Genomic DNA, 23421 nt, shown 5'->3' on the forward strand with positions numbered 1-23421 from the left:
CGATTGGAAAAACGATGTGTTCAGCGAGCTAAATCTTAAATATCATAAGGGGTCATGCATTAAGATTCCTGTCTTCACGGGAATGACGAACTAAAATATTATCTAACTGGTTACAACCACAACTACTCACAAACTGCATCACCTTCGGCAATACAGAAATCAGCAAATCGTACTGCTTCATCTTTTATGTACGATTTATTATTCAAACTTCTATATATCCCCCATTTTGGGCGACAAAAAGTAGTTCCTGTTCTCCATAAATCGATATTATTAGTTGCATAGTTTAACAACAAAGCACCATCGCTTACATTTTTTATGTTAATCTCGTAGGTACCGTTGGTTCCGTATTTAATTTTCTCTATTACCTCAACCCAATTACCTTTAAATGGTGCAAGGTTTACTGTTTTTAATTTTCCTAAGCTGGTCGCCGCCGAACCTGCGGTATGAATAATTTCAAGTTGATCTGGATTACCATATCGTGGAGTAATGGTGATTAAAGGCGAACCATCGTCACCATCCCCAGCTTTAATTTGATGAATATGTGTAAAACTTGGTGAGGGTTTAAAGCCTGCATCCAATTTAAATTTCCATCTGTAAGTTACTGTTTCTCCAATTGTTCCCTTTACATTATCTGGCGATGGACCATAACTTTTAATTTCATTTCGCTGTCTATCTGTTGAGCCATTGCAACGATCATCATCAGGTGTAACATGCATATAAAACTCGAATACATTTTTCTTTAATATATCATCATATACTTCTGCAATATGACGACCAAAAGCAGCGTGTCCACAATCTGGAGTTTCTTCTGCATTGCTACCTAATTTACTGTTAATCAATTCATACGTATTTCCAGGTCCGTCAGCTTGTAACAATATGCCTAACTTTGGTGCAGTAACAGGTGGCTTTATAATTTCAGGTTCAGGTTGTACATCAGGTGTTTTCTTTTTACAGTAAACTATTGAAAAAGAGCCCAAGATTAACAGTAGGATTATTTTTTCTTTCATTACAATACTACTTTGCAAGTAGCTCCATCTTTAATTAAATAGGTTTTAGTTTTCTTTCCAGCTTGGCTTACACTTACTTTTAATTGATTTGAACCTGCTCTTGATATCGATAAATCAAATTCACCACCAAAAGCATTAATTTTATTCAAAGCCATTTCATTCCAGTCTTTTGGCAAACGTGGCGTACAATCAAACGTATTAAATCCTGTTGGTCGCATGCCAAATAAACCTTCTATATAAATTCGGCAATACAATCCGCTTTCAGCAGATAAATGTCTTTGGTTTCCTTCTGGATAAGCTTCAACAGCATAAGGCACGTGTTCACCTAGTAATCTTCTTTGAGAATAATATTTTAAGAAGTCCATTGCTTTTTCTGTTTCGCCAGCTGCAAAAACTCCACGCAAAGCGTAAAGTGTAGATCTATCCCAAAAAGTAATTTTACCAGCTTCAGTAGCTAAACCATCTGCAGTCCATAACCGTGGGGAAAATAATGCATCTATTGTTCCTTTTTTTCGATCAAAAATCCCAACAGTTAACGGCATACAAATCCAAGCCCGTAAAGTAGTATTGGTTTCGTAATATTTATAGGTATCAAAGCCTTCTACGTTAGCTCCAAAATACTTTTCCATATTTGCTTTTAAATCATCGGCTTGTTTGGTGTAGGTATTTGTTTGGCTTGCTGGCTTATTTAGTAATTTACCTAACATAGTTGCAGAACGAAGTGCATCATAATACAAGCTATTGGTAGATAAGTTTGCTTTACCTGCCGGAAAACGATTTTCTAGTTCATCTGCATCAGAATTTACAACTCCATCTGCATTTAACTTTCTATGACTATATTCTAAACACCATTCTATTAAGGGCCACAGTACTTTAGCCGAATCAATGTTTCCATATGTTAAGGCATATCTCGAAGCGCCATAAGCAATCATCGCTTGATCTCCTCTATCACCAGCTCCTTTCCAAACCGCATCACCTTCGGCAACTATCGAACTTGGGATGGGTTTGTAATCTGGATTCATGTATTTTGCAAACCATCGGTAAGCATTCATAGCCGATTGATTTCCTACATTATCGCCCAAAAAAGCAAAAAATGGATTTACATATTCAGCCTGATCATTTGCCCAAATTGCTGCATAATAAGCCAAACCTCCTGGTCCATGCATGTAACCACCTTTTGTTTTATAAATACTCTCTGTAGCTCTAATTTTTGCAAAATCGAATGTGGTATTTAAAATTTTATCGGGCGTTACCAATTGTAATCTATCCATTAAACCTGCGACACGATTAATTCTGGCAGTTTCTTCAACATCTGGATTTATGTTTAACACCTGACTAGAATTATCCGTAGCCATATAATAAACCGTAAATGTGATAGATTTACCTGGCGAAACCACTTTGTTCCCAGCACCAATGGTTCCAGTTAGAATGCTATGCTGTTTACCTTTACTTCTAGCGCTATCCGTTCTAATTTCCTTTCTCAAATATTCCATAGCGAATGTCACGTCTTTATCCGTTACATTCGTAAAAACGAATTTTTCAAATGCCATTGGCTGATTTACTGAAGGATAAAATTTCCGTTGTATTTTTGCTAAAACTGGAGTCCCAGATTCAGCATTAACCGTCATCACTCCTTTTTGTGTAATGCCTGTTATTTTGTAAGATAAATCTCCCGATTTACCACTTTTAGCCAAATTTGTTTTAAGTAATCTGTTGTTGATGTAAAAACGAGGTAAATCGTTATCGGTAAACGAATAAGAAATATGTGTTCTCGTGGCATCTGGCAACATTCTAAATGTTGGAAAAACAATAGTTCTGTTAATCGTCGATTTACTTGCACTATCTATACCATACTCCACCCACATCGATACTTTTTCACCACTCATTTCTATATGATCGGTATGAGGTAGTCTTTTATCCAATTTCCAGTTTATACTTCCATCCGCTTGGATAATCCATCGATCTTGCTGTGGCGTTAATTTTACTTGAGCCAAAGCAACCGCACTAATTCCTATAAAAACACAAAAGGAAACAACAGTTAATAATCTCATTCTAGATTTATTGATTATAAATTAATTCATTAATGCTGCAGCTGTCCATAAAATTGGTGCTTGCCCATGTAAATCTCCAACTATTCTTTTCCTATCCAAATAATATTGTTTATCATTTTTCTTGTTGGTTCCTTCACAAACATCTTTCACATCAGCATTTTCGTCAATATAAGAAACCAAACCTAACCAAGCTTTTCGTGCAGCTGGGGTATATGTTTTTTTATCTAACCATCCTTTTTTAACACCTACCACCATAGCATAGGTAAACATTCCAGTCGAAGAACTTTCTTCCCAAGCAGTTGGTTCATCAATCAATTGTCTCCATAAACCAGATGGCGCTTGATATTTTAATAAAGAAGCCATCATTGTTTTATAGCCTTTCATAATACGTGGACGATCGGGATTGTTTTCTGGCAAAGAACTTAAAATCTCAGCCATTCCAGCTGCCATCCATCCATCTCCTCTACCCCAAAAGAAAGGAACATCAGGTGCATGATAGAATAAGCCATTTGGTTTTTGTAGTGAATCTAAGTACAAGACCATTTCCTTGGCTGCTCTATTAATGTATTTTGCATCCCCAGTTGCTCTATAAGCCTGAGTTTGCAATGCAGTAATCATAAACATGTCATCTATCCACATGCGTGTATGCCAAGAATATCCTCTTTCGAATGCCGCTGTTTGCTCTGGTTTCATCTTCGCCTTTTGCGCTTCATCAGGTGTAGCCCATTGTTTATCGGCAATGGTTTGTCCAATTTCTAAATATCTTTTATCTTTAGTTTGAATATATAGCTGCAATGGAACTGAACCAAAAACAGCCCAATCTACATTCGTAACTGGCGGAATTAATTTAGCTTCTGTTGTAAACATCGGTTCAAATCTTTTAATCAATTCATTTTTCAAGACATCATTACCAGTAGCTTTAGAGAACTTTAATGCGCCATACCATGCACAACTTTCAGGATAAGTGATTACTGATGGTGGTGTAGGTCTATTAAAATTTGTATGCGGTGTAGCTACAAATCTAGCTGCAACTCTTTTGCCCACTTCTTCTGGTGAAGAGCCTTTTGGCCATGTAGTTAAATTTGCTGATTGAGAAAAACATGCGATTGAACAAGCGAATAGTAAACCTAAAATTACTGGCGATTTTTTCATGATTTAATTGATTTGGTTAATGCAATAAACAAAAATTGATGCTATAGATTATTTCCTGTATTGGCTACTCATTCAGCAATTTTAGCATTAAAACTATTTATGTGACTAAAGATTTGTATAGGCGATTGATTTTTTATTTGAGGGATAAATTAAAGACTTTATTGCCAATATTAGCTTAGCATTTATTGCTCATTCTTATTAATTTAGCTTTTAACCTATTTTATAAATGATGAAAAAAATACTCTTATTAAGCGCCGCTGCCATCTTACTTATATCTTTTAAACCCGTAGTTAAAAAACTATGGGAATCAAAGTATATAAAAGTAAATGCAGATGGTTCTTTAAAATATATTCCAGATGCCAAGGGCAATGTTATTCCAGATTTTAGTCGTGTGGGTTATCATCAAGGTGATAAAAATATAGTGAATGTTGCGGTTGTTAAAACGATAAATGCCAACGAAAATGGAGATAGCGAGCAGCTTTTGCAAAGCGCAATTGATGAGGTAGCTCAATTACCAATAAATAAAGATGGATTTAGAGGAGCTATTCTGCTTAAAAAAGGGGTATATAAAATTCCAGGCACTATTCATATTACCAAAAGCGGAATTATTTTAAGAGGCGAAGGAGAAAACGCCACGAAATTAATTGCTACAGGTAAAGGCCAACGATCTTTAATTGTTTTTAGTGGTGATGGGGCATTGAAAGAAATCCCTAATACTAGAGTGAAAATAGAAGACAAATTTGTGCCGGTTGGTACGTTTTCATTTACGGTAAGTGATGCTAGTAAATTTAAAACTGGAGATGATATTGTGGTGTATAGACCTGGCACTGATAGCTGGATTAAAGATTTGCAAATGGACAGAATTGAAGCAAGAGATGGAACTAAACAATGGCAGCCTAATGAATATAATTTACAATTTGAAAGAGAGATTACGAAAATTGAAGGTAATAAGATTACGATCGATAATCCTATTGTGATGGAAATGGAAAAGAAATATGGTGGTGCTGAAATTTTTAAGGCTTCTTTTAATGGAAGGATTAATGAGGTTGGAATTGAAAACATGTACATCGAATCGGAATATGCAACTGATATTGATGAAGACCATGGTTGGGTTGCTGTTGAGTTTAACAAAGTTGAAAATGCTTGGGTAAGGAATATAACTACAAGGTATTTTGGTTATGCAGCAGTAAGTATTAAATCAAACTCAAAGCAGATTACCGTTAAAGATTCGAAATGCTTAGATGCAAAATCAATTATTACTGGCGGAAGAAGATATTCATTTAACAATGATGGACAGCTTAATTTATTCATGAATTTAGAATCAACTGAAGCTAGACATGATTATGTTACCGGTGCTAAAACTTTAGGCCCTAATGTTTTTTATAATTGTAAAGCCACTAAAACTCATGCAGATATTGGTCCGCACCACCGTTGGGCAGTAGGTACTTTATTTGACAATATTAATACTGATGGTGAGATTAATGTTCAAGATAGAGGTAATTGGGGAAGTGGACATGGTTGGGCTGGCGTAACACAAGTATTATGGAATTGTAAGGTTAAAAGAGCAGCGGTTCAAAACCCTTGGGCTGGTGGACAAAACTATAGTTTAGGTACACAAGGTGAAAAATACGATGGTCGCCTAAAAGGCAGGCCTGATGGTGTTTGGGAGAACCAAAACCAAGCTGGTATTAACCCAAAATCATTGTATTTAGCACAGCTTCAAAATAGGAAGAAGGTTAAATAATTTCTTTAACCAAAAGATCAAGGCGTTGTAATGCAGGAGCTTTGTCAAACTTCTTTGCAGCTTGTTAAAAGTTTGACAAAGCTAAACTTGTTCAGGGTGCTACAAGGTTGTATTGCCTTTTTGGGATTGGGTTATGGTTTTGAGAAAGTAGAGAGGTGTTAGATTTCTTTTTTACATAGCCAGATCTCTTTTTGACACACTTAGTTTTTCTTTTCACATAGCTGGATTTCCTTTTTACATGGCTAAGTTTCTTTTTGACATACGTCGATTTCCTTTTTACATTGACAGTTTTCTTTTTTACATAGATAGGTTTCCTTTTTACATTGATAGTTTTCCTTTTTAAATAGGCAGATTTCCTTTTTACATAGCGAGATTTCTTTTTGACATACGTTGATTTCCTTTTGACATAGTCAATTTTCTTTTTTACATAGATAGGTTTCCTTTTTACATTGATAGTTTTCCTTTTTAAATAGGCAGATTTCCTTTTGACATAGTCAATTTTCCTTTTTACATAGCTAGGTTTCCTTTTCACATAGTTAAATTTCTTTTTGACATACGTCGATTTCCTTTTTACATTGATAGGTTTCTTTTTTACATTGATAGTTTTCTTTTTTACATAGCTGGATTTCTTTTTGACATAGTCAATTTTCCTTTTACATTGCTAGGTTTCTCTTTGACATAGGGATGTTGCGTCATACCCAACTTTATTGGGTATCGTAATGCAATTTAATAGGCTTTAGGGTTCCCGCCTTCGCGGGAATGACGAGCGAGGCGATAAGGGTATTGGTTCCAGTAGCAACTCCAGTTATTTATAGGAACTGATTACTGATGCGTTGAGTTTTTTAAACCTGATTGAAATGGAAATCCTTTTTTTGTTGCAGCTATTATTGAGATTGCACGTAGCTGCACTTCGCAAAGACGAGCATAGGATTTGTGGTTGTGCTTAAAAAAAGATTGTAATGAAAAGCAGGGCTGGCTTTGATGTGGAATGTTGATTTTGCTTTCTGAGAAAATACAAGATAGTTTTAAAGCCACAAATGCGCAGATTAAATAAATTAATCTGCGCATTTGCTGCTTATTTTAGTTTTTGTTATTTAGCAATTAATCTATAGCGCCTGTTTTCATTTTTTCTTTACCAGACTCGCCAAACCATGTTTGCATATTTCCTTTTACTTCTACTTTAATTACACTAGCTACTGCATTTGGAGCTGTTGCTGGCAATTTTAAAGTTACTTGGTCTGCTGCTTTATTGAACGTTACTTTATTTCCGTTGTTTAGTAATTGAGCTGATAATACTTCATTTGATAAGCCTTTCACTACCAATTCGCCGTTTTTGGGCCATTCAAAAACCGAAAGGTATAAAGTTGTATTACCATTTGCATGATCTTTTCTGGTTACTCTGCCCCAAGTTTGGGCTTGAATAGGACTAGCGTGGGTAGCATAAATGGCCTCATTGTATGTTTTCATCCAAGCACCTAAATCTTTTAAACGTTCTACACTTGCTTCTGGAAATGAGCCATCAGGTTTTGGGCCTATGTTTAATAAGTAATTCCCTCCTTTTGAAGCAATATCTACCAGATTACGGATTAATGTGGTTGAAGATTTCCAATTGGTATCTGAGTTTCTGAAACCCCAGGTTCCATTCATAGTCATACAGGTTTCCCAATCTTTACCATCTAACTCACTTAAGTTTGGTATTTTTTGTTCTGGGGTTTTGGTATCTCCAGGAAAATTAGGACGTTTTAATCGATCATTTGTAATGATGTTTGGTTGTGATTTTAAGGCTGCTTGGAGTTTTAAAGCTGCTGCGTCGGTCATATTTGTTGGGGTATCCCACCATAATACTGCAATATCACCGTAATTAGTCATTAATTCTTTAACCTGAGGTACTGATACTCTATCTATATATTGATCAAAAGTAGATGTTTCTTGAACTGGATCCCAATGACCTTTGTGTGCTTCGGTATAAGCGTTAATTTTAGTGCTATCTGGATTTGGCCAACCTTCTGCCATTACTTTTCTCGCCACAGCACCGCCTGCATTTCCCCAATCTTGTGCTTGAGAATAATAAAAACCTAATTTGATGCCGTATTTTTTACAAGCTGCTGCCAAGGGTTTCAACAAATCCTTTTTATACGGTGTTGCATCTACGATATCCCAATCACTTGCTTTTGAATCAAATAGTGCAAAACCATCATGGTGTTTTGCTGTAATAATCAGGTATTTCATACCTGCATCTTTTGCCATCTTTACCCATTCATCGGCATTAAATTTTACAGGATTAAACTGTTTTGCCACTTCTTTATATACTGAAACAGGAACTTTCATTCTATTCATAATCCACTCTGCACCACCCCTAGCTTGTTGGTAACCGTTATATTCGCCAGCCATTTGTGCATACACTCCAAAGTGAATAAACATTCCGAAACGGGCTTCTCGCCACCATTCCATTTTTTTATCGTGCTCGGTTTGTTGTGCATTGCTAAAGCTGTAAACGCAGCATAATAGTAATGCGAAGAATATTTTTTTAGATTTCATGTGGTTTATGTTTTTAATTGTATTGTTCATCGATTTAATGTTATATCTAAAACTTTAAGATTACTCTTACTATGTTTATTGTTTTATTAGTATTCGTGAGCTCTCTATGTACGGTTTGCTTCATGCCTCGCAATGACGATATGCTTTTTATTTGGTTGATTTATAGTTTTTGTATCTTAATAAGGCTTCTAGGTAATAGTAATCGGCATAGTTAAGAGGACCATCAACCTCACTATTTGAGGGCTTTGAACCTGTGCTATGTAATAATATAAAACCTTTAGCTGTGCCAATTGGTGCTATATATGCGGTACTTAGACTGTTTAAAATTTTGTTTGCTTTCTTATAATAATCGCTTCCTTGTTTGCTGTATTTACTTAATTCGTATAAACCTGAAGCAATAACAGCAGCAGCTGATGCATCTCTTGGTTCATTAGGAATTTGAGGTGCATTGAAATCCCAATACGGCACTAAGTCTTTTGGCATATTTGGATTGTTAAAAATGAATTTGGCAATATTTTCTGCCTGCTTTAAGTAAATTGGATTTTTTGTATAGCGATAACACATGGTGTAACCGTATAAACCCCACGCTTGTCCACGTGCCCAAGCAGATGAGTTGCTATAGCCTTGATGTGTTGTTTTCTTTAATATTTCGCCAGTTTTAGGATCGTAATCTACTACGTGATAGGAGCTAAAATCTTCACGGAAATGATTTTTCATTGTCGTATTGGCATGACTTACTGCAATTTTATAGAATGATGAATCGCCTGTTAGTTTAGTGGCTTCGAATAGCAATTCTAAGTTCATCATGTTATCTATAATTACTGGATTTACCCATTTATCACGACTGTGATCCCAAGATAATATTACGCCCGTTTTAGGATTAAAACGAGTAGCCAATGTTTTTGCAGCTTCTATAATTACGTCTTTATCGTGAGCACTTCCTGTCAAACGAAATGCATTGCCAACGCTACAAAAAACTTTAAAACCCATGTCGTGTGTGGTGCCATTGGTTTTTTCCTTTTCCATATAGGTAGTGAATTTTTGGGCAGCTGATTTCCATTGAGCTGTTTTATAATATTCATCTAAATACCAAAGCACCCCCGGAAAAAATCCACTTGTCCAATCTCTAGTAGCAACTAGTTTTAGGTTTCCATGATCTAATGTTCTTGGCGAAATTAGTTCTGGTTTAGCGGGATCGGCAGCTTTCTCTACTTCTTGTAATAACAACGTTGTTTGGGTAGCTGCATGTTGAAATGCTTTTTTTACGTTTACTTCTTGTGCAGAAACAGTAGTTTGTAATGCCAGTAAAGCTATTGTAATAATGCTATAATTTACTTTCTTCATATTTAATTTATAGGGATTAACTGCACTTCTAATAGTTTCATTAATTCAGTTTTGGAAATGGTAGTTGGGGTAATGGTAATGTGATGTATGCCTTTTGCTAATTGTATTTCACTAATGTTTTGTAAAACAACTTTCGCATCGCCAATTACTACGTTTTGTTTAATTTCTTGTTGATCAATTTTAAAAGTATAGCTGCCTCCGCTGTCTTTACCCGCTAAATATTTGATGATGATTTTAAACTTTTGTGGAAACGTTGTCCTAAAATCCCATTTCACTTCTTGCTCTTTTTTCTCCCAACCTTCTACATAAAAACGATCTGTTTTTCCATCTCCAAACTTAAATCCTTTACTTAAATCAGCATCAAAGGCCAATAATCTGGTTAAACCAGCATTTGCACTTACATACCGTAAGTTATCGGTTTTGAGTTTGCCATTTAAAGGAAGTACAATTACAGTATTGGCAGTATCAGGGGCGTTTTTTGGAACATTGATGTAGAAATCATTATCGCCAATCGGCTGAATTGATAATTTAGATTTTTTAGAATCAGTTAGGAAGTACGCATTAGTTAGTTTTGATTTTAAACCTCCAACATATAATTTTCCATCTTTAGGCCAATTAAATACATGTAAATACAGTTTCTTTTCATTTTGTGTAGTTACGCCCCAACTTTGTAATGGCAAACTCGTTTTATGAGTTTTGTAAATACTTTCTGAATTTTTTGCTACCCATTTTTCAATTCCACTTAGTATTTTAGAATCCTTTGTATCAAAAGAACCATCTCCCTTGGGCCCAATATTTAATAGAAGATTTCCATCTCTTGAAGCGGCTTTGGCTAAAAGCTGAATAAAAAATCCTGATGATTTATGTGAGTCATCGTATTTACTGTAGCCATACGATTCATTTGTAGTAGGAATAGCTTCCCAATCACCATCAACAGGGTAAAATTCTGCTGGTCTATCGGCAGTATTTTTATAATCTCCAAAATTAGCATTGGCATTTCTTACCAATCTTCCATTTACTACAACATTTGGGTCAGCCTCTCTGATTGCTTTTAAAATTCTTATATTTTCTGAGAGTGGTAATTTTTGTGGTGTATCAAACCATAAAATATCTGGGTGGTACTTCGTCAACAATTCTTTAATCTGCGGAATTGCTTTTTCATCCACATATTTAACTGCCTTTTGCAATAATTCTGGATGTTCTGTGTACCAATTTACGCCGCCGTATAATCCTAAATCTCCTCCTGGATTTTTGTATTCCCAATCATTTCCTGGTGCATCTGGATGCTCCCAATCAAAAGCATGAGAGTAGTAAAAACCAAACTTCATTCCGTGTCTTTTAGCTGCAGCGGCTAATTCTGCCATTGGATCTCTTTTAAATGGAGTTTGCGCCATAATATTAAAATCCGATACTTTAGAATCAAACATGGCGAAACCATCATGGTGTTTTGCAGTGATGATGAAATAATTCATTCCCGCTTTTTTAGCATCTAAAATCCATTTATCTGCATCAAAAAGAACTGGATTAAACTGATGAGCAACATCCAAATATTCTTTTCGAGTTATTTTTTCTTTGCGCATTAAGTGCTCTGCATAACCACCTACTTTTTTACCTTTCCATTCTCCGGCAGGTAAAGAATAAATACCCCAATGTACAAACATCCCAAACTTGGCATCTCTCCACCATTGAATACGTTGTTCGTGTGTTTTCATTGAAGCTGTCCACCAGGTATTTACTGCATCATCAATTGCTTTTTGATCACGGTTTTTAGACTGGTTAAACATTTCTTTGTCTTCATCGCCTGCTACCTGACTAAAAGCCATGAAATGAAGGGACAACAAGGTTAAAAGAATAAGGGATTTCTTGAATTTCATTACGTGTGTTTTATAACCAAATCAATGGATTTCTTATGGGTAAGTTTCGTATCACTTCTTCAACTTTTGGTTGATGGTCTAATTTTTTCCATGTGTTTAGCCATGCATCATTTTTAAATTGTTTTGCGCCAAATATTAAGAAAGGTTGTGCTACGGGCCAATTATCCCAATACATTACATCTTTAGGAAAAGGCCATGTCGATTTATCTGCAACAAAAGGATACATGTATTCAATTCCTTTTTTCATGGTTCTTCCATCTGGAAGTTTAAACGCAAATAAATCATTTTCTTTATCAGACAATATTTGGCAAAGCGTGGTCATTGCATCTAAATTAAATAATGAATACCCATAAGGTTTTGTACGTTTTAGCTCTCTCGGAAAACTGCCATCTGTTGCCATTTGATTTGGTAAAAGCACTGTTTTAAAACGTTCTCTACAAAAATTAAGTAACTCCTTATTTTCAGTCAACTTAGCAAATGATGCAACTTGCATGGTCCAACACGTTCCGTGATTATTCTCTGCATTCATTTCATCTTTACCGTATTGATGGGTAGTTAGCCATATTAAATAGTTAGCAAACCACTTTTTAATTTCTGCAAGTGCTGCTTTATCTACAACTTTTGAGTTTTGCATGACCCAAACGCCTTGCGCAACTTCCATTAATTGAATGGTATCGATAATTCCAATTCCTCTTCCCGTAAATCTTCCTTGTATCGCTTGTGCGAATAAAAGATTAGGGTTCATTAAGGTTTCAGCATTTACAAACCATGCTTTTAAATGCACAAACGCATGTTTAACATATTTTTCATCTCCTGTAATTTTATAGGCTGATGCTAGTGCTCCGATAACTTTACTAAAACGGATCATTGCTAAACGATGTGCTACAAAATTATCTGGATTAGTTAATCCATCTTTTTGAATATAAGGTCCTTTTGGATTACTTGGATCTGGCCACCAATAATCTCCTTCTGAAAAAAAATCATGTTTAGTTCCTGCGCTTCTTGGCGAGGTTTCTGCAGTAACTGTTATTGGTGATTGCGATAATGCCCAATTTGCTTCTGCTAAAATTTGCTTTCTCAGTACCTTACTTACTTCAGCAGTATATTTATCATCTTTCTGATCTGCCTTAGCTGTAAAAGCAAAAACAAAAAATAAAAACAGCAAATGGTTAATTTTTAACGTCATGTTATTTCGTCATAAATGTGAAACTTACTTTACCAATGGTATTTGGTTTTCCTTTTTCAGGCGCAGAAATACTGCCTTTCAATTGACCATTTTTCAAGCGTTCGACCTTAATTTTTCGCCAAGATAATTGTCCCTTTTCAAAACCAAAGGTTTCTCCATCATCGTCATATAAGTTATACTCATTCGTTTTTTCTCCATAATGACGGATTTCTAAATCTACTTTCTCACCTAATTTAGGTGCATGCAATACAGCGGGCATCATCGGAATAATTCCGCCATCTTTAACGTATACTGGTATTTTATCTAAGCCCGGTGTAACGGTTATTATTTGTCCATCGCCAACAAAAGCACCTGTGTAAAAATCATACCATTTTCCCTTTGGTAAAACTACTTTACGCTGCGTTTGGCCAGTAAACATCGGTGCAACCAATAAATACTCTCCAGCCATATATTGATCTTTTATTTCTTTAGAAACAGCTTCCGCATAAGGATTTTCTTCTAAATTAACGTTGCCAGTTTCTACTTTTACTTCTTGTTTAAAACCATCTTCTAAACTCATTGCTCTAAAAGGCGGTGTGCCTTCAAAATGATATTTAGCAAATTCGGTATACCAATATGGCATCATCCTCATTCTTAATAAAGCATACTCTTTTACTTGTTTTTCTACGTCAGGATAGGTCCATGGTTTAGTGCCGCTTGCCCATGCATTAATCATTGCCATAGGCGAAAAAACATTAGATTGAAATCTTCTCAACCATTCTTCTCCAGTTTTTGAAGCCCTAACTTCAGGGGTCCACAGTACGCCAGCGAAACCGCTGTTAATGAGTGCTGTGATAAAATCTTCATGATTATAATAATCATTATAGATTACATAAGGAAATGAAGTCCCCCCGCCGTTAGACGCTCTTACTAAACCAAAAGTGCGTTTATTACTATTTTTAAACATTTCTGCAGAGTATCGCTGCATTAATAATCCGTAGGTTTGGCGCATTTGTTCGGCACTAATTCCCGATGGGAAAGTTGCCACATCTGGCCATAAATAGTGATCATAACCATCAACTTCGTCAATTTTATATCCGCTTATACCAATATCAACTTGATCTTTTTTTAGCTGATTGAAGAATAGATTTTGTGCTTTAGGGAGTGTAAAGTCTGGAACTGCGCCTAGCCAAACGGTATGCGAACCTGTTAATGGTCTAATATCTTTATAAAAAGGAGCATCTGGAGATACATACGGATTGATCCAAAGATTTAATCGAATACCTTTTGCCAACATGCTTTTCACAAAACTAGCGGGTTCAGCGAATCTGTTTTTATCCCATGAAAAAGTTCCTGGATAGGCTTTACTTTGCCAGCCTGGCTCTAATCCTATAAAATCTAGCGGATATCCTTTTTCTTCAAAACTATTTACTTCTTTTTCTACATCAGCTGCAGTTGAACGGGTCATGACACGTTGCGTAAAACCTAAACCCCATCTTGGTGGTAAATACCCACCTCCATTAAATAAATTATATCTTTTAATGGCATCCAAAGGCTTTGGTCCTCCAAAAACGTAAAATTCTATCCCTGCAGAAGGCACTAAAATTTCTACTTCATCGCCATTGTTTCGGGAAGACCATGTTTTATCAGAATTTCTATCTTTTGGTGTAGGGAAATTTTTACTGTCTTTTCGCATTCCAGTACCCGTCCAAACTTTAAGATATCTGGCCGAATTGATAAAAACCCCATATCCATTAGAAGAAATATAGAAAGGTGTTGGCGCATGCGTTCTGCCATTGTCTTTACCTCCGTAATGGTCTACATGCAATTCTAATATCTTTCCTCTTTGATGTACGGTTTGAAAATTTAAACCAAAACCATATAACTGTTCGGTTTTATCTAGCGGAATTCTTAAATAGGTTTTTCCATCTATTAGTTGTGCTACGATTGATTGGTGTGCAAAAGGAAATGGAGTTGAACCTAATTTAGTAAGTGATTCGTGGTTTGGTGTAGCACCTGATGCTTTTAATAAATCGTATGCTTCGGGAGTACCAAATACACCTTTCCAAACTCCAGGTTCAACCTGTGTCCATGCTATTTCTTGTGCGTTTCCATTAAAAATTGTTGCAAAAAAAAGTATACAAGAGAATAGTACAATTCTAAGTTTCATGACAGGTTTATACATTTGGTTGTTCGACTAAAGATAAGCAAGTAAAGAATTTTTACCCTCTTTTCATTCCATCTACTATACACTTTATTCAATTATTTTGGCATCAATAAAAGATGGATTTCAAATAATAGGAGTATATAGTTGAATGACTACAACGGTATAATTGTGTACGATTTACCTTTAATTGTATCAAAATCAATCACATAACTTTTAGCAATAGCTAAATCTACTAATTTAGCAGTTCCATTTTTCTTAAACTCTTCTGCTTTTGCAAAACTATTGAGTTGATTTGAATTTACCCCTGTGGCTGTATGAGCTGTTGTTTCTACAACTTTAACTGGAATTGTTGTTCTTAATCTGCAATTACCGCCCATATTAGAAACAATAACAGCTTTCGTTATTTTATTGTCTTTCCAATTTATATTTACTGTAAAGTTACCTCTTGCTTTAATCCCATTAATTGCACCTACATTCCATTCTTTTGGCAAAGCTGGCAATAGATAAAGTTCGCCATTCTGGCTTTGCAACAGCATTTCGGTAATACCAGCAGTTGCCCCAAAGTTGCCATCAATTTGAAATGGTGGATGCGCATCAAATAAATTCGGATAAGTTCCCCCTCCTGTCATGGCTACTTCTGTACTTTTAACAGGATCTATTAAGGTTAAACCTGTTTTTAAAATTTTTAACGCATGATCTCCATCAAACAATCTTGCCCACCAATTAATTTTCCAAGCCATAGACCAACCTGTGCTTACATCACCTCTGTGTAGTAAGGATTGTTTGGCTGCAGCTGCCAATTCGGGTGTTTTTAATGGGTTAATTTGTTGACCAGGATATAAGCCAAATAAATGTGATAAATGCCTATGTGTATCTTTCGGATTATCTACATCATTAAACCATTCTTGCAATTGCCCGTATTGCCCGATGTGAAAAGGGTATAATTTTGCTTTCGCCTTAATTAATCGATCAGTAAACTCGTTGTCTATGCCTAACGCTTTGGCAGATGAAATACAATCGGCAAAAAGTTCTCTAATGATACTCATATCCATGGTTGTAGCCATGCTTATCTCAAAATCTTTTCCATTTAGATTAAAAACATTTTCTGGCGAAGTAGAAGGATTAGTAACCAAATAGCCATTTTTGTCTTCCACTAACCAATTGAGCATAAATTCTGCGGCACCTTTCATTAAAGGATACCCTTTTTCTTTTAGGAAAACTTTATCGCCAGTAAAAAGATAATGTTCATATAAATGAGTACTTAACCAAGCGCCACCCATTGGCCATGCCGACCAGCGAGCTGCTGATTTAGGATCCCAATCGTATCCGCCACTTGGTGATGTTTTAGCCCAAATATCACTGTTATGATGAACCACCCACCCGCTATTAATATCGTAATTTACTTTTGCTGTTACTGCTCCATTCTTAGCTAGTCGACCAATAAAATCGAGTAAGGGTTGATGCAATTCTGATAAATTGGTATTTTCAGCTAACCAATAATTCATTTGCGTATTGGCGTTTACAGTATAATTACTTCCCCATGGTGGCTGAACTGCATCATTCCAAATCCCTTGTAAATTTGTTGCCTGACTTCCTTGTCTAGAGCTGGCAATCATTAAATACCTTCCAAATTGATAATAAAGTGTGTGTAAACCCTGATCATTTCCGATTTGTCCTTGTTGTGATAAGCGAATATTTGTCGGCAATTTGCTCAAATTAGCATCCGCATTTAAATTAAAACTTACTCTATTAAACAATTTCTGATAATCCGCCAGATGCGCAGCTTTTATAGTCGAAAATGATTTAAGTTCTGCATTTTTTAAATTTGCTTTCGCTTCAATAGATGGATTCACTCCTGCTAAACCAGGTGATTTATCAAAGCCATTGAAACTCGTTCCATTTGTTAAATAAATGGTAACTGCATTTGCTTTCGAAACCTTAATCTCATTACCCGAAGGCATCACAGTTCCACCTTCATTTTTGATTTTAACATGAACTTCAAAGGTCATTCCCTCTTTATCATCGTACACAATTTGTTGAGGTTCGGTAGTACGATGTGCAACATGTTTAGGTGCTTTTCCTTTTAAAACAAGATAATTTGGCTGGATTGCATTGGTTTGATAACGTAATTTGCTGGTTAAACTTGTTGTAAAACTAATAGCATTCTTTTGATCGGCAGTAATTCTAATTACCAGCACACGATCTGGATAACTCACCAACGTTTCTCTTTTATAGTTTATCCCGTTAATTTGATAGGTTACTGTATGAACCGCAGTATTTAAATCTAAAGTTCTGTTGTAATTGATAGCAGTTGAGTCTTTTAACCCAAAATCCAAAAATAGATCGGCCATGGTTAAATACCTTGCAGAATACGTTCCCTGCATATTTTTCCAATACGTTGCAGCTTGACCATAATCTCCATTGGTAACTGCCTGGCGAACTTTTGGTAAAAATTCCTTTCCTTTTGGATTATTACCTCCATCGGGATAACCAGACCAAAGTGTTGCATTATTTAACTGAATCCGTTCTTTATTAACTCGACCAAAAACCATAGCTCCAGTTTTTCCATTCCCCAGAGCCAACGCTTCTTCCCAAACTCTTGCTGGTGCAGTATACCAAAGTTTAAGTGGGTCTTTTACTTGTGCTGATGCAGAAAATGTAAAAAATACTAAGGCTAGAAAAAGGAAACGTTTCATCTGTTAAAAATTAAAAGTATACGTTTTACCGGCTACAGTTGGTAAATCATAATCGGTTGATTTAGGGATAAGTACTTTATTTAGTTTAGCTTCTTTTGAAATTAACGGCATTTTGATTTGCGGCATTTCATAAAAAGCATTTGAATTCTTATCCTTTGCTAATTTAAATGGAATTTTACTTTTATCTATTTGAGAATCATTTAACCGTAAGCGACAATTGCCTCCTAATTTAGATTGAATTTTTAATTGAGCTATCCGTCCATTTTTCCAAGCAATTGCAATTTCAAAACCGCCACGAGCAATTAAACCACTAATTTCTCCATTAGCCCACACATCAGGCAATGCCGGTAAAATATACACTGCGCCATCATGAGATTGTAGCAACATTTCGGCTATACCAGCTGTACAACCAAAATTTCCATCAATTTGAAATGGTGGATGAGCATCTAATAAATTTGGATACGTACCTCCACCCTTTGTGTTTACCGTATCGAGTTTACTCCCCACTAATCTTAATTGATCTGCAATGAGTTTGTAGGCATGATTTCCCTCTAAAAACCTTGCCCATAAATTTACTTTCCAGCCCATAGACCATCCTGTTGCTGGATCACCACGATATAATAAAGAAGTTTTTGCAGCATCAAATAATTCTGGTGTACGGTTTGGCGAAATCTGATTACTTGGATATACACCATAAAGATGTGATACATGACGGTGTTTATCATCAACACGATCTAAATCAGTTAGCCATTCTTGTAGCTGACCATATTTTCCAATTTGCATTGGTGCTAATCTATCTAGTGTCGAACCTAATTTCTTTCTAAAATCAGCATCTAAATTTAAGATTGATGCCGCTTTACTCGTTTTAGTAAATAAATCGAATAACAATTGATTATCCATTGTTGTACCAGCTGAAATAGATATTCTTTTGCCTTCCACATACGTATTCTCTGGCGAAACTGAAGGTACAACTACCAGCCATTTATGAGAAGGCTCTTCTTGTAAAATAGCTAAATAAAATTCGCAAGCGCTTTTTAACACTGGATAATATTGCTTTAGAAAATTTTTATCGCCCGTAAATTGATAATGATCCCATAAATGTTGGCTCAACCAATTTCCACCCATAGGCCATAAACCTGGAAAAACACGATCAACAGGTCCTGTAATTCTAAATAAGTCTGTATTATGATGTGTAACCCAACCTTTAGCGCCATACATTACTTTCGCCGTTTCTTGTCCGGTGATGGATAAATCTTTTACCATTTTAAATAAAGGATCATGCAGTTCGGTTAAATTGGTAACCTCGGCAGGCCAATAATTCATTTCTGTATTGATATTAATGGTGTATTTACTATCCCAAGGAGGAAGTAATTTATCATTCCATATTCCTTGTAAAGTAGCTGGCTGAGTACCTGGTTGTGAACTAGAAATCAATAAATATCGTCCGTACTGAAAGTAAAGCGCAGCTAAATGCGGATCATTCGACTTTGCAAATTCTAAAATACGTTGGTCGGTAGGTTTATTTACCGCAGCAGAAACACCAAGATTTAATTTTACGCGATTAAAGTATTTTTGATAGAATTGAATATGCTCTTTTAAGGCTACATCATAATTTTTAAGCACAGCTTTGTTTAAAAATTTCGCCGCTTTCTCTGCTGCATTTCCACTGAGATCATTATACTTTTTAAAATTAGTAGCGATAGAAATATAGACAATAGCAGAATTGGCATTTTTGACTTCGTAGGTATTGTTTTTTGCTGTAATAGTACCGCCTTGGTTAACAACTTTAACTTGCGATTCGAATTTAATCTGTCCTTTTTCTCCTTCGTGATCTGATGTTATTCCATTTAAAATTAACTTGCTATTGCTTATTTTTTGTTCACTTTTTTGTGGCGAAGCTAGCGAAGAGGTAAAAGAAATTTGCCCAGGTTTACTGGCTGTTAATCTAACAATCATTACTTGATCTGTAAAAGATGAAAATATTTCTCTTTTATAATGTACACCATTCAAATCGTAAGTAACTGTTGCTACCGCTTTTTCGATATTTAAATCCCGATAATAGTTTTTAGCTTTTTCATGACCTTTAAAATCAAGAAACAAATCCCCTACGGTTTGATACACCATTCCACTGTTTTTTTTCGGGAACATTTTCACATCAGCAATTGCTTGTGCCTCTTCAAATTTCCCTTCAAAAATCAATTTTCTCAATTCAGGGATTGCTGCTCCAGATTCTGCAGTAATATTCTGATTAGGCCCACCCGACCACACTGTCTCTTCGTTTAATTGCAATTGTTCTTTAGCTGGATTACCAAAAACCATTGCTCCTAACCTGCCATTTCCAATTGGCAATGCTTCATTCCAATTCGCAGCGGGTGCTGAATACCATAACTTTAGAGCAGCATCATTTTGTTTGTTTTGCGCAAAAACAGAAACAGAAAGGCAAATCCAAATGCCAAAAACTAAGGTCTTTTTTAACATATTAATGATTTAATAAAAACTAGTAGCTAGTAGCCATACTAAAAAGGCCACCTAATGGGCGGCCTTTTTGCTAAAATAATTAATTTTAAAATAGATATCCCAGTGAAAATCCGGCTACTCTATTATGTGATTTAAAGTTATCATTATTACTAATGTTGGCTAAACCGAATCCATAATTTAAGTCAATAAACATTCCGTTCTTCAATCTGAAACCCGCTAAAGCATTAAGCCCATAATCTCCAGATTTTAACTCGGTTGGTTGATCGCCAAATTCTATACTTTCTGCACTACCTCTTTTAATGTAGATATCTCTTTTGTCAATTGATCTTATTCTACCTCCGATAGCATATGCGCCATAAACTCCGCCACCTATATATACTGTTCCTAAATTAACTTCTTTATTGTAAAGCAAGTTAACAGGAAGTTCTAAATAAGCTAAGTTGATATTACGCTCAGTAGTGTATGGCACTGGGTAACCGAAAGAAATACTATTATGTTGTTCTACTGATTTATTTCCTTTTACTGAAAAATTTAAACCAGTTTGTAAAGTTGTGGCTTTGCCAACAGGGGTAGTTGTAAAAACTCCAAGTAAAAATTTAGCACTTATTTTATACTCTGAAGAGGGACTAAAACTAGTTCTAGGTTGTAAGGATGGGAAATTTAAACCAGCTCTTACACCAAACTTTGTCTTTTGGGCCATTAAGCTATGACCAGCTATTAGTATGGTTATGAGGATTAAAAGTTTTTTCATTTGTTTATATTTTAATTAAAATGAATTATCTAGATGGACGAACTGTAACTCCCCAAACATGTATAGTGCCATTGGTACACTTATAGTTCGATGATCTTACGATTAAACCTCCGTTAAAAAACACTTTAGAATCTGCCGTATTAGACACCTTTAAATTAAACTTACCTTCTGGATCAAAACCTGTAGGTGCTGTTCCTGTACCAGTATAATTAAAAGCAAATACTGCAGGTGTGCCTGTACTTGCCGTTGTAAAACCAGGAGTAGTGGATGGTGTAACCATATATCCTAATCGGGTTTCTTTTGTTGCAACACTACCAGCAGGCAGTAATGACTGAATATCTACACCTGATGGGGTTAGGTTATCATAATTATAATCTCCTAATCCAATTAGATACAATAGATATTTCCTCACCGTTTCTTTATCATAATCTTTCCAGCTTTTAGTACCAGCTGAAGTAGTTGGAATGCCAGAAGTAGGTGTAGTGAATTTTATAGTTCCATCTGGATTTTTAACTATTGTCGGATAATCGATAAAAAAACAGTTTGATTGTAAGGTTTGTGAACCATTTACTCTTCTAATTGCATCGTTATGTAAAAAGATATATGTTCTATTTGGTTTTGTATATTCCAACGTATCAATTTCAGAATAATCAATTGCTTTCTTCATCCATCTAAAAACGGTATCATTTGGATTATTTCCATCCGCTCTCGATTTCAAATAGGCCCATGCAGTCATGTTCACATTTTCTTGAAGGATTGATTTTTTATAATCATAATCTTGTTGAAGATCTAAACCAAACATGCTACATCCCGATATAAATAAACTAAGAGCAACCAGCACCACTAGTCTATTAAATGTTATTTTTATTTTTTTCATGATATAAATTTCTTAGTCTGTATATGGTGCATTTTGAGTTAATAAAGAGTTAGAGTTTAGCACGTTTCTGTTTAATGGCCACAGATATTTTCTTTTATCTGTACCAAAACCGGTAGCATCTGCAGGTAATACTCCAGCTCTTACTTGACGAGCTTTAATTATTGGATCCATTACCTGAATTACTCTATCTGTACGTACTAAATCAAACCATCTTTTTCCTTCTGCAAAAAGTTCATATTGTCTTTCCTGAATAATTGCATCTTCTAATTTAGTTTCATCTAATACACCAGGTGTTACCGAAACTTCTGGACTACTTGTTGTATAAACAGGTATCATTGCTCTTGTACGAATGAAGTTTAAATATTTTAAAGAGTTGGTTTTGTCGCCAGTTTTATTTAACAGCTCTGCATATAATAAATATATATCCGCTAGTCTATACATAGAAAGATAAACAACAGAATTGTTCGCATCTCTATCAGCTGCAGCTACGGTATACGTAGTTGTACCTATAGTTCCGGTTCCTTTATAAAACTTCCAAACGCGATCTCTAGCATCAGTTTTGGCAATATCATAAGTTGCTCTATGTCTAATATCTGTAGGATATTTCAAAGGCCAATCGTAAAAAATGCCATAATCGATTACTAAAGGCGAATTATTTGGAGAAGTAGAAACTCCAGCCATACAAGGGCAACCATTTACAACATTATCCCAATGAATATTCCATATAGCTTCAATGCTATTCGATGGGTCGGTAAACATTTTATTCCAGTTAGCAGTAGGTTCTAAATCTGTAATTGCTGTACCACCATAAGTAGCTTTTGCAGGTGCTTTAGCAGTTCCTAATAATGTAAACCATTTTTTAGCATTTACATAATCTTTACGCCACATGTAAACATCCATTAATGCTGCACAAGCTGCTCCTCTACTAAATTTAAATACACTATAATTTGCAGTATTTACATTGTTATAAGCGAATTCCAAATCAGGGATAATTACAGTATCGAAAATTTTATCTACACCGTCTCTAGCTTGTTTTGCATCTAAAGTAGCATCCTCAAAAGGAGTTAGTTTAATCGGTGCATCCCCCCAAGTTCTTACAATATAAAAGTAAGCCATTGCTCTTAGAGCTCTACTTTGTGCGATATTATCATTAATAATTAATGGTGTAACTAATGCCGGATTAATTTCTGTCTTAGCAATACCTGGAAAATATTTAAGATTTAAATTGGCAATGTTAATTACCTTAAACATACTAGACCAATCTGAAAATGGATTACCAGCTGTTAACCCATTTAATTGTAGTTCTGCATAAGTAGAATTTGAGTTGCCCCCTCTTTCAAAATTATCCGAACGAGCTTCACCCCACATGGTGTATTTATTGTTAAACTGTGATTCTCCAACCATTGCTTGTTGAAAATTCCCATATAATGAAGCCATTGCACCAGTCATATCTTTGGCCGATTTGTAAAAATCTTCTGCCCTGATGGCAGTTACGGGCGGAACTTCTAAAAACTTTTTACAGCTTCCTAACATTATCATTACTGTTAAAAAAGCAATACTTGCTATCTTTTTCATAT

At 35.4% G+C, this 23421-nt stretch carries 14 protein-coding genes; 1 reads left to right on the forward strand and 13 read right to left on the reverse strand.

What is annotated here, in order from left to right; genetic code table 11:
- Positions 1 to 122: 122 nt before the first annotated feature.
- The 3 genes from HQN85_RS04745 to HQN85_RS04755 are packed head-to-tail and all read right to left on the reverse strand — an operon-like array spanning position 123 to position 4210.
- Positions 123 to 1007, reverse strand: a complete 885-nt coding sequence (locus HQN85_RS04745) for a heparin lyase I family protein (RefSeq protein WP_173269311.1) — start codon at positions 1005 to 1007, stop codon at positions 123 to 125.
- Entirely contained in the window at positions 1007 to 3058 is a 2052-nt protein-coding gene (locus HQN85_RS04750; RefSeq protein WP_173269313.1) for a glucosidase family protein, read from the reverse strand. Before HQN85_RS04750 ends, HQN85_RS04745 begins: the two co-directional genes overlap by 1 nt.
- A gap of 21 nt (positions 3059 to 3079) precedes the next feature.
- Positions 3080 to 4210 (reverse strand): glycoside hydrolase family 88/105 protein, encoded by a 1131-nt coding sequence (locus HQN85_RS04755; protein ID WP_173269315.1) that lies wholly within the window; start codon positions 4208 to 4210, stop codon positions 3080 to 3082.
- A 229-nt stretch (positions 4211 to 4439) separates the two neighbouring features.
- Here HQN85_RS04755 and HQN85_RS04760 point away from each other — a divergent pair, with 229 nt between their 5' ends.
- Positions 4440 to 5954: a hypothetical protein gene (locus HQN85_RS04760; RefSeq protein ID WP_246249608.1), complete on the forward strand. Its 1515-nt coding sequence runs from the start codon at positions 4440 to 4442 to the stop codon at positions 5952 to 5954.
- Positions 5955 to 7055: 1101 nt separating this feature from the next.
- Here HQN85_RS04760 and HQN85_RS04765 read toward each other — a convergent pair.
- The 10 genes from HQN85_RS04765 to HQN85_RS04810 form a co-directional block, all read right to left on the reverse strand.
- A complete protein-coding gene (locus HQN85_RS04765) occupies positions 7056 to 8492 on the reverse strand; it encodes an alpha-L-fucosidase (protein ID WP_173269319.1) in 1437 nt (478 codons plus the stop codon).
- 147 nt (positions 8493 to 8639) lie between these two features.
- Positions 8640 to 9836 (reverse strand): glycoside hydrolase family 88 protein, encoded by a 1197-nt coding sequence (locus HQN85_RS04770; protein WP_173269321.1) that lies wholly within the window; start codon positions 9834 to 9836, stop codon positions 8640 to 8642.
- Between the two features lie 2 nt (positions 9837 to 9838).
- Positions 9839 to 11710, reverse strand: coding sequence for an alpha-L-fucosidase (locus HQN85_RS04775; RefSeq protein WP_173269323.1), 1872 nt, complete (start codon positions 11708 to 11710; stop codon positions 9839 to 9841).
- Positions 11711 to 11720: 10 nt separating this feature from the next.
- The gene (locus tag HQN85_RS04780; protein WP_173269324.1) at positions 11721 to 12896 is read right to left on the reverse strand and encodes an alginate lyase family protein; all 1176 of its coding nucleotides are present in this window, start codon (positions 12894 to 12896) and stop codon (positions 11721 to 11723) included.
- Position 12897: 1 nt separating this feature from the next.
- Positions 12898 to 15045, reverse strand: a complete 2148-nt coding sequence (locus tag HQN85_RS04785) for a glycoside hydrolase family 31 protein (protein WP_173269326.1) — start codon at positions 15043 to 15045, stop codon at positions 12898 to 12900.
- 149 nt (positions 15046 to 15194) lie between these two features.
- Complete coding sequence (locus tag HQN85_RS04790) at positions 15195 to 17738, reverse strand: glycoside hydrolase family 95 protein (protein WP_173269328.1); 2544 nt, start codon at positions 17736 to 17738, stop codon at positions 15195 to 15197.
- A 3-nt stretch (positions 17739 to 17741) separates the two neighbouring features.
- Positions 17742 to 20216: a glycoside hydrolase family 95 protein gene (locus HQN85_RS04795; RefSeq protein ID WP_173269330.1), complete on the reverse strand. Its 2475-nt coding sequence runs from the start codon at positions 20214 to 20216 to the stop codon at positions 17742 to 17744.
- Positions 20217 to 20301: 85 nt separating this feature from the next.
- Positions 20302 to 20967: an outer membrane beta-barrel protein gene (locus HQN85_RS04800; protein ID WP_173269332.1), complete on the reverse strand. Its 666-nt coding sequence runs from the start codon at positions 20965 to 20967 to the stop codon at positions 20302 to 20304.
- A gap of 25 nt (positions 20968 to 20992) precedes the next feature.
- On the reverse strand, positions 20993 to 21844 hold the full coding sequence (locus HQN85_RS04805) for a hypothetical protein (RefSeq protein WP_173269334.1): 852 nt from the start codon (positions 21842 to 21844) through the stop codon (positions 20993 to 20995).
- A gap of 12 nt (positions 21845 to 21856) precedes the next feature.
- A complete protein-coding gene (locus tag HQN85_RS04810) occupies positions 21857 to 23419 on the reverse strand; it encodes a RagB/SusD family nutrient uptake outer membrane protein (RefSeq protein WP_173269336.1) in 1563 nt (520 codons plus the stop codon).
- Between the last annotated feature and the right edge of the window lie 2 nt (positions 23420 to 23421).

This window comes from Pedobacter boryungensis, from assembly GCF_013204825.1.
In the GTDB taxonomy this organism is placed as follows: domain Bacteria; phylum Bacteroidota; class Bacteroidia; order Sphingobacteriales; family Sphingobacteriaceae; genus Pedobacter; species Pedobacter boryungensis.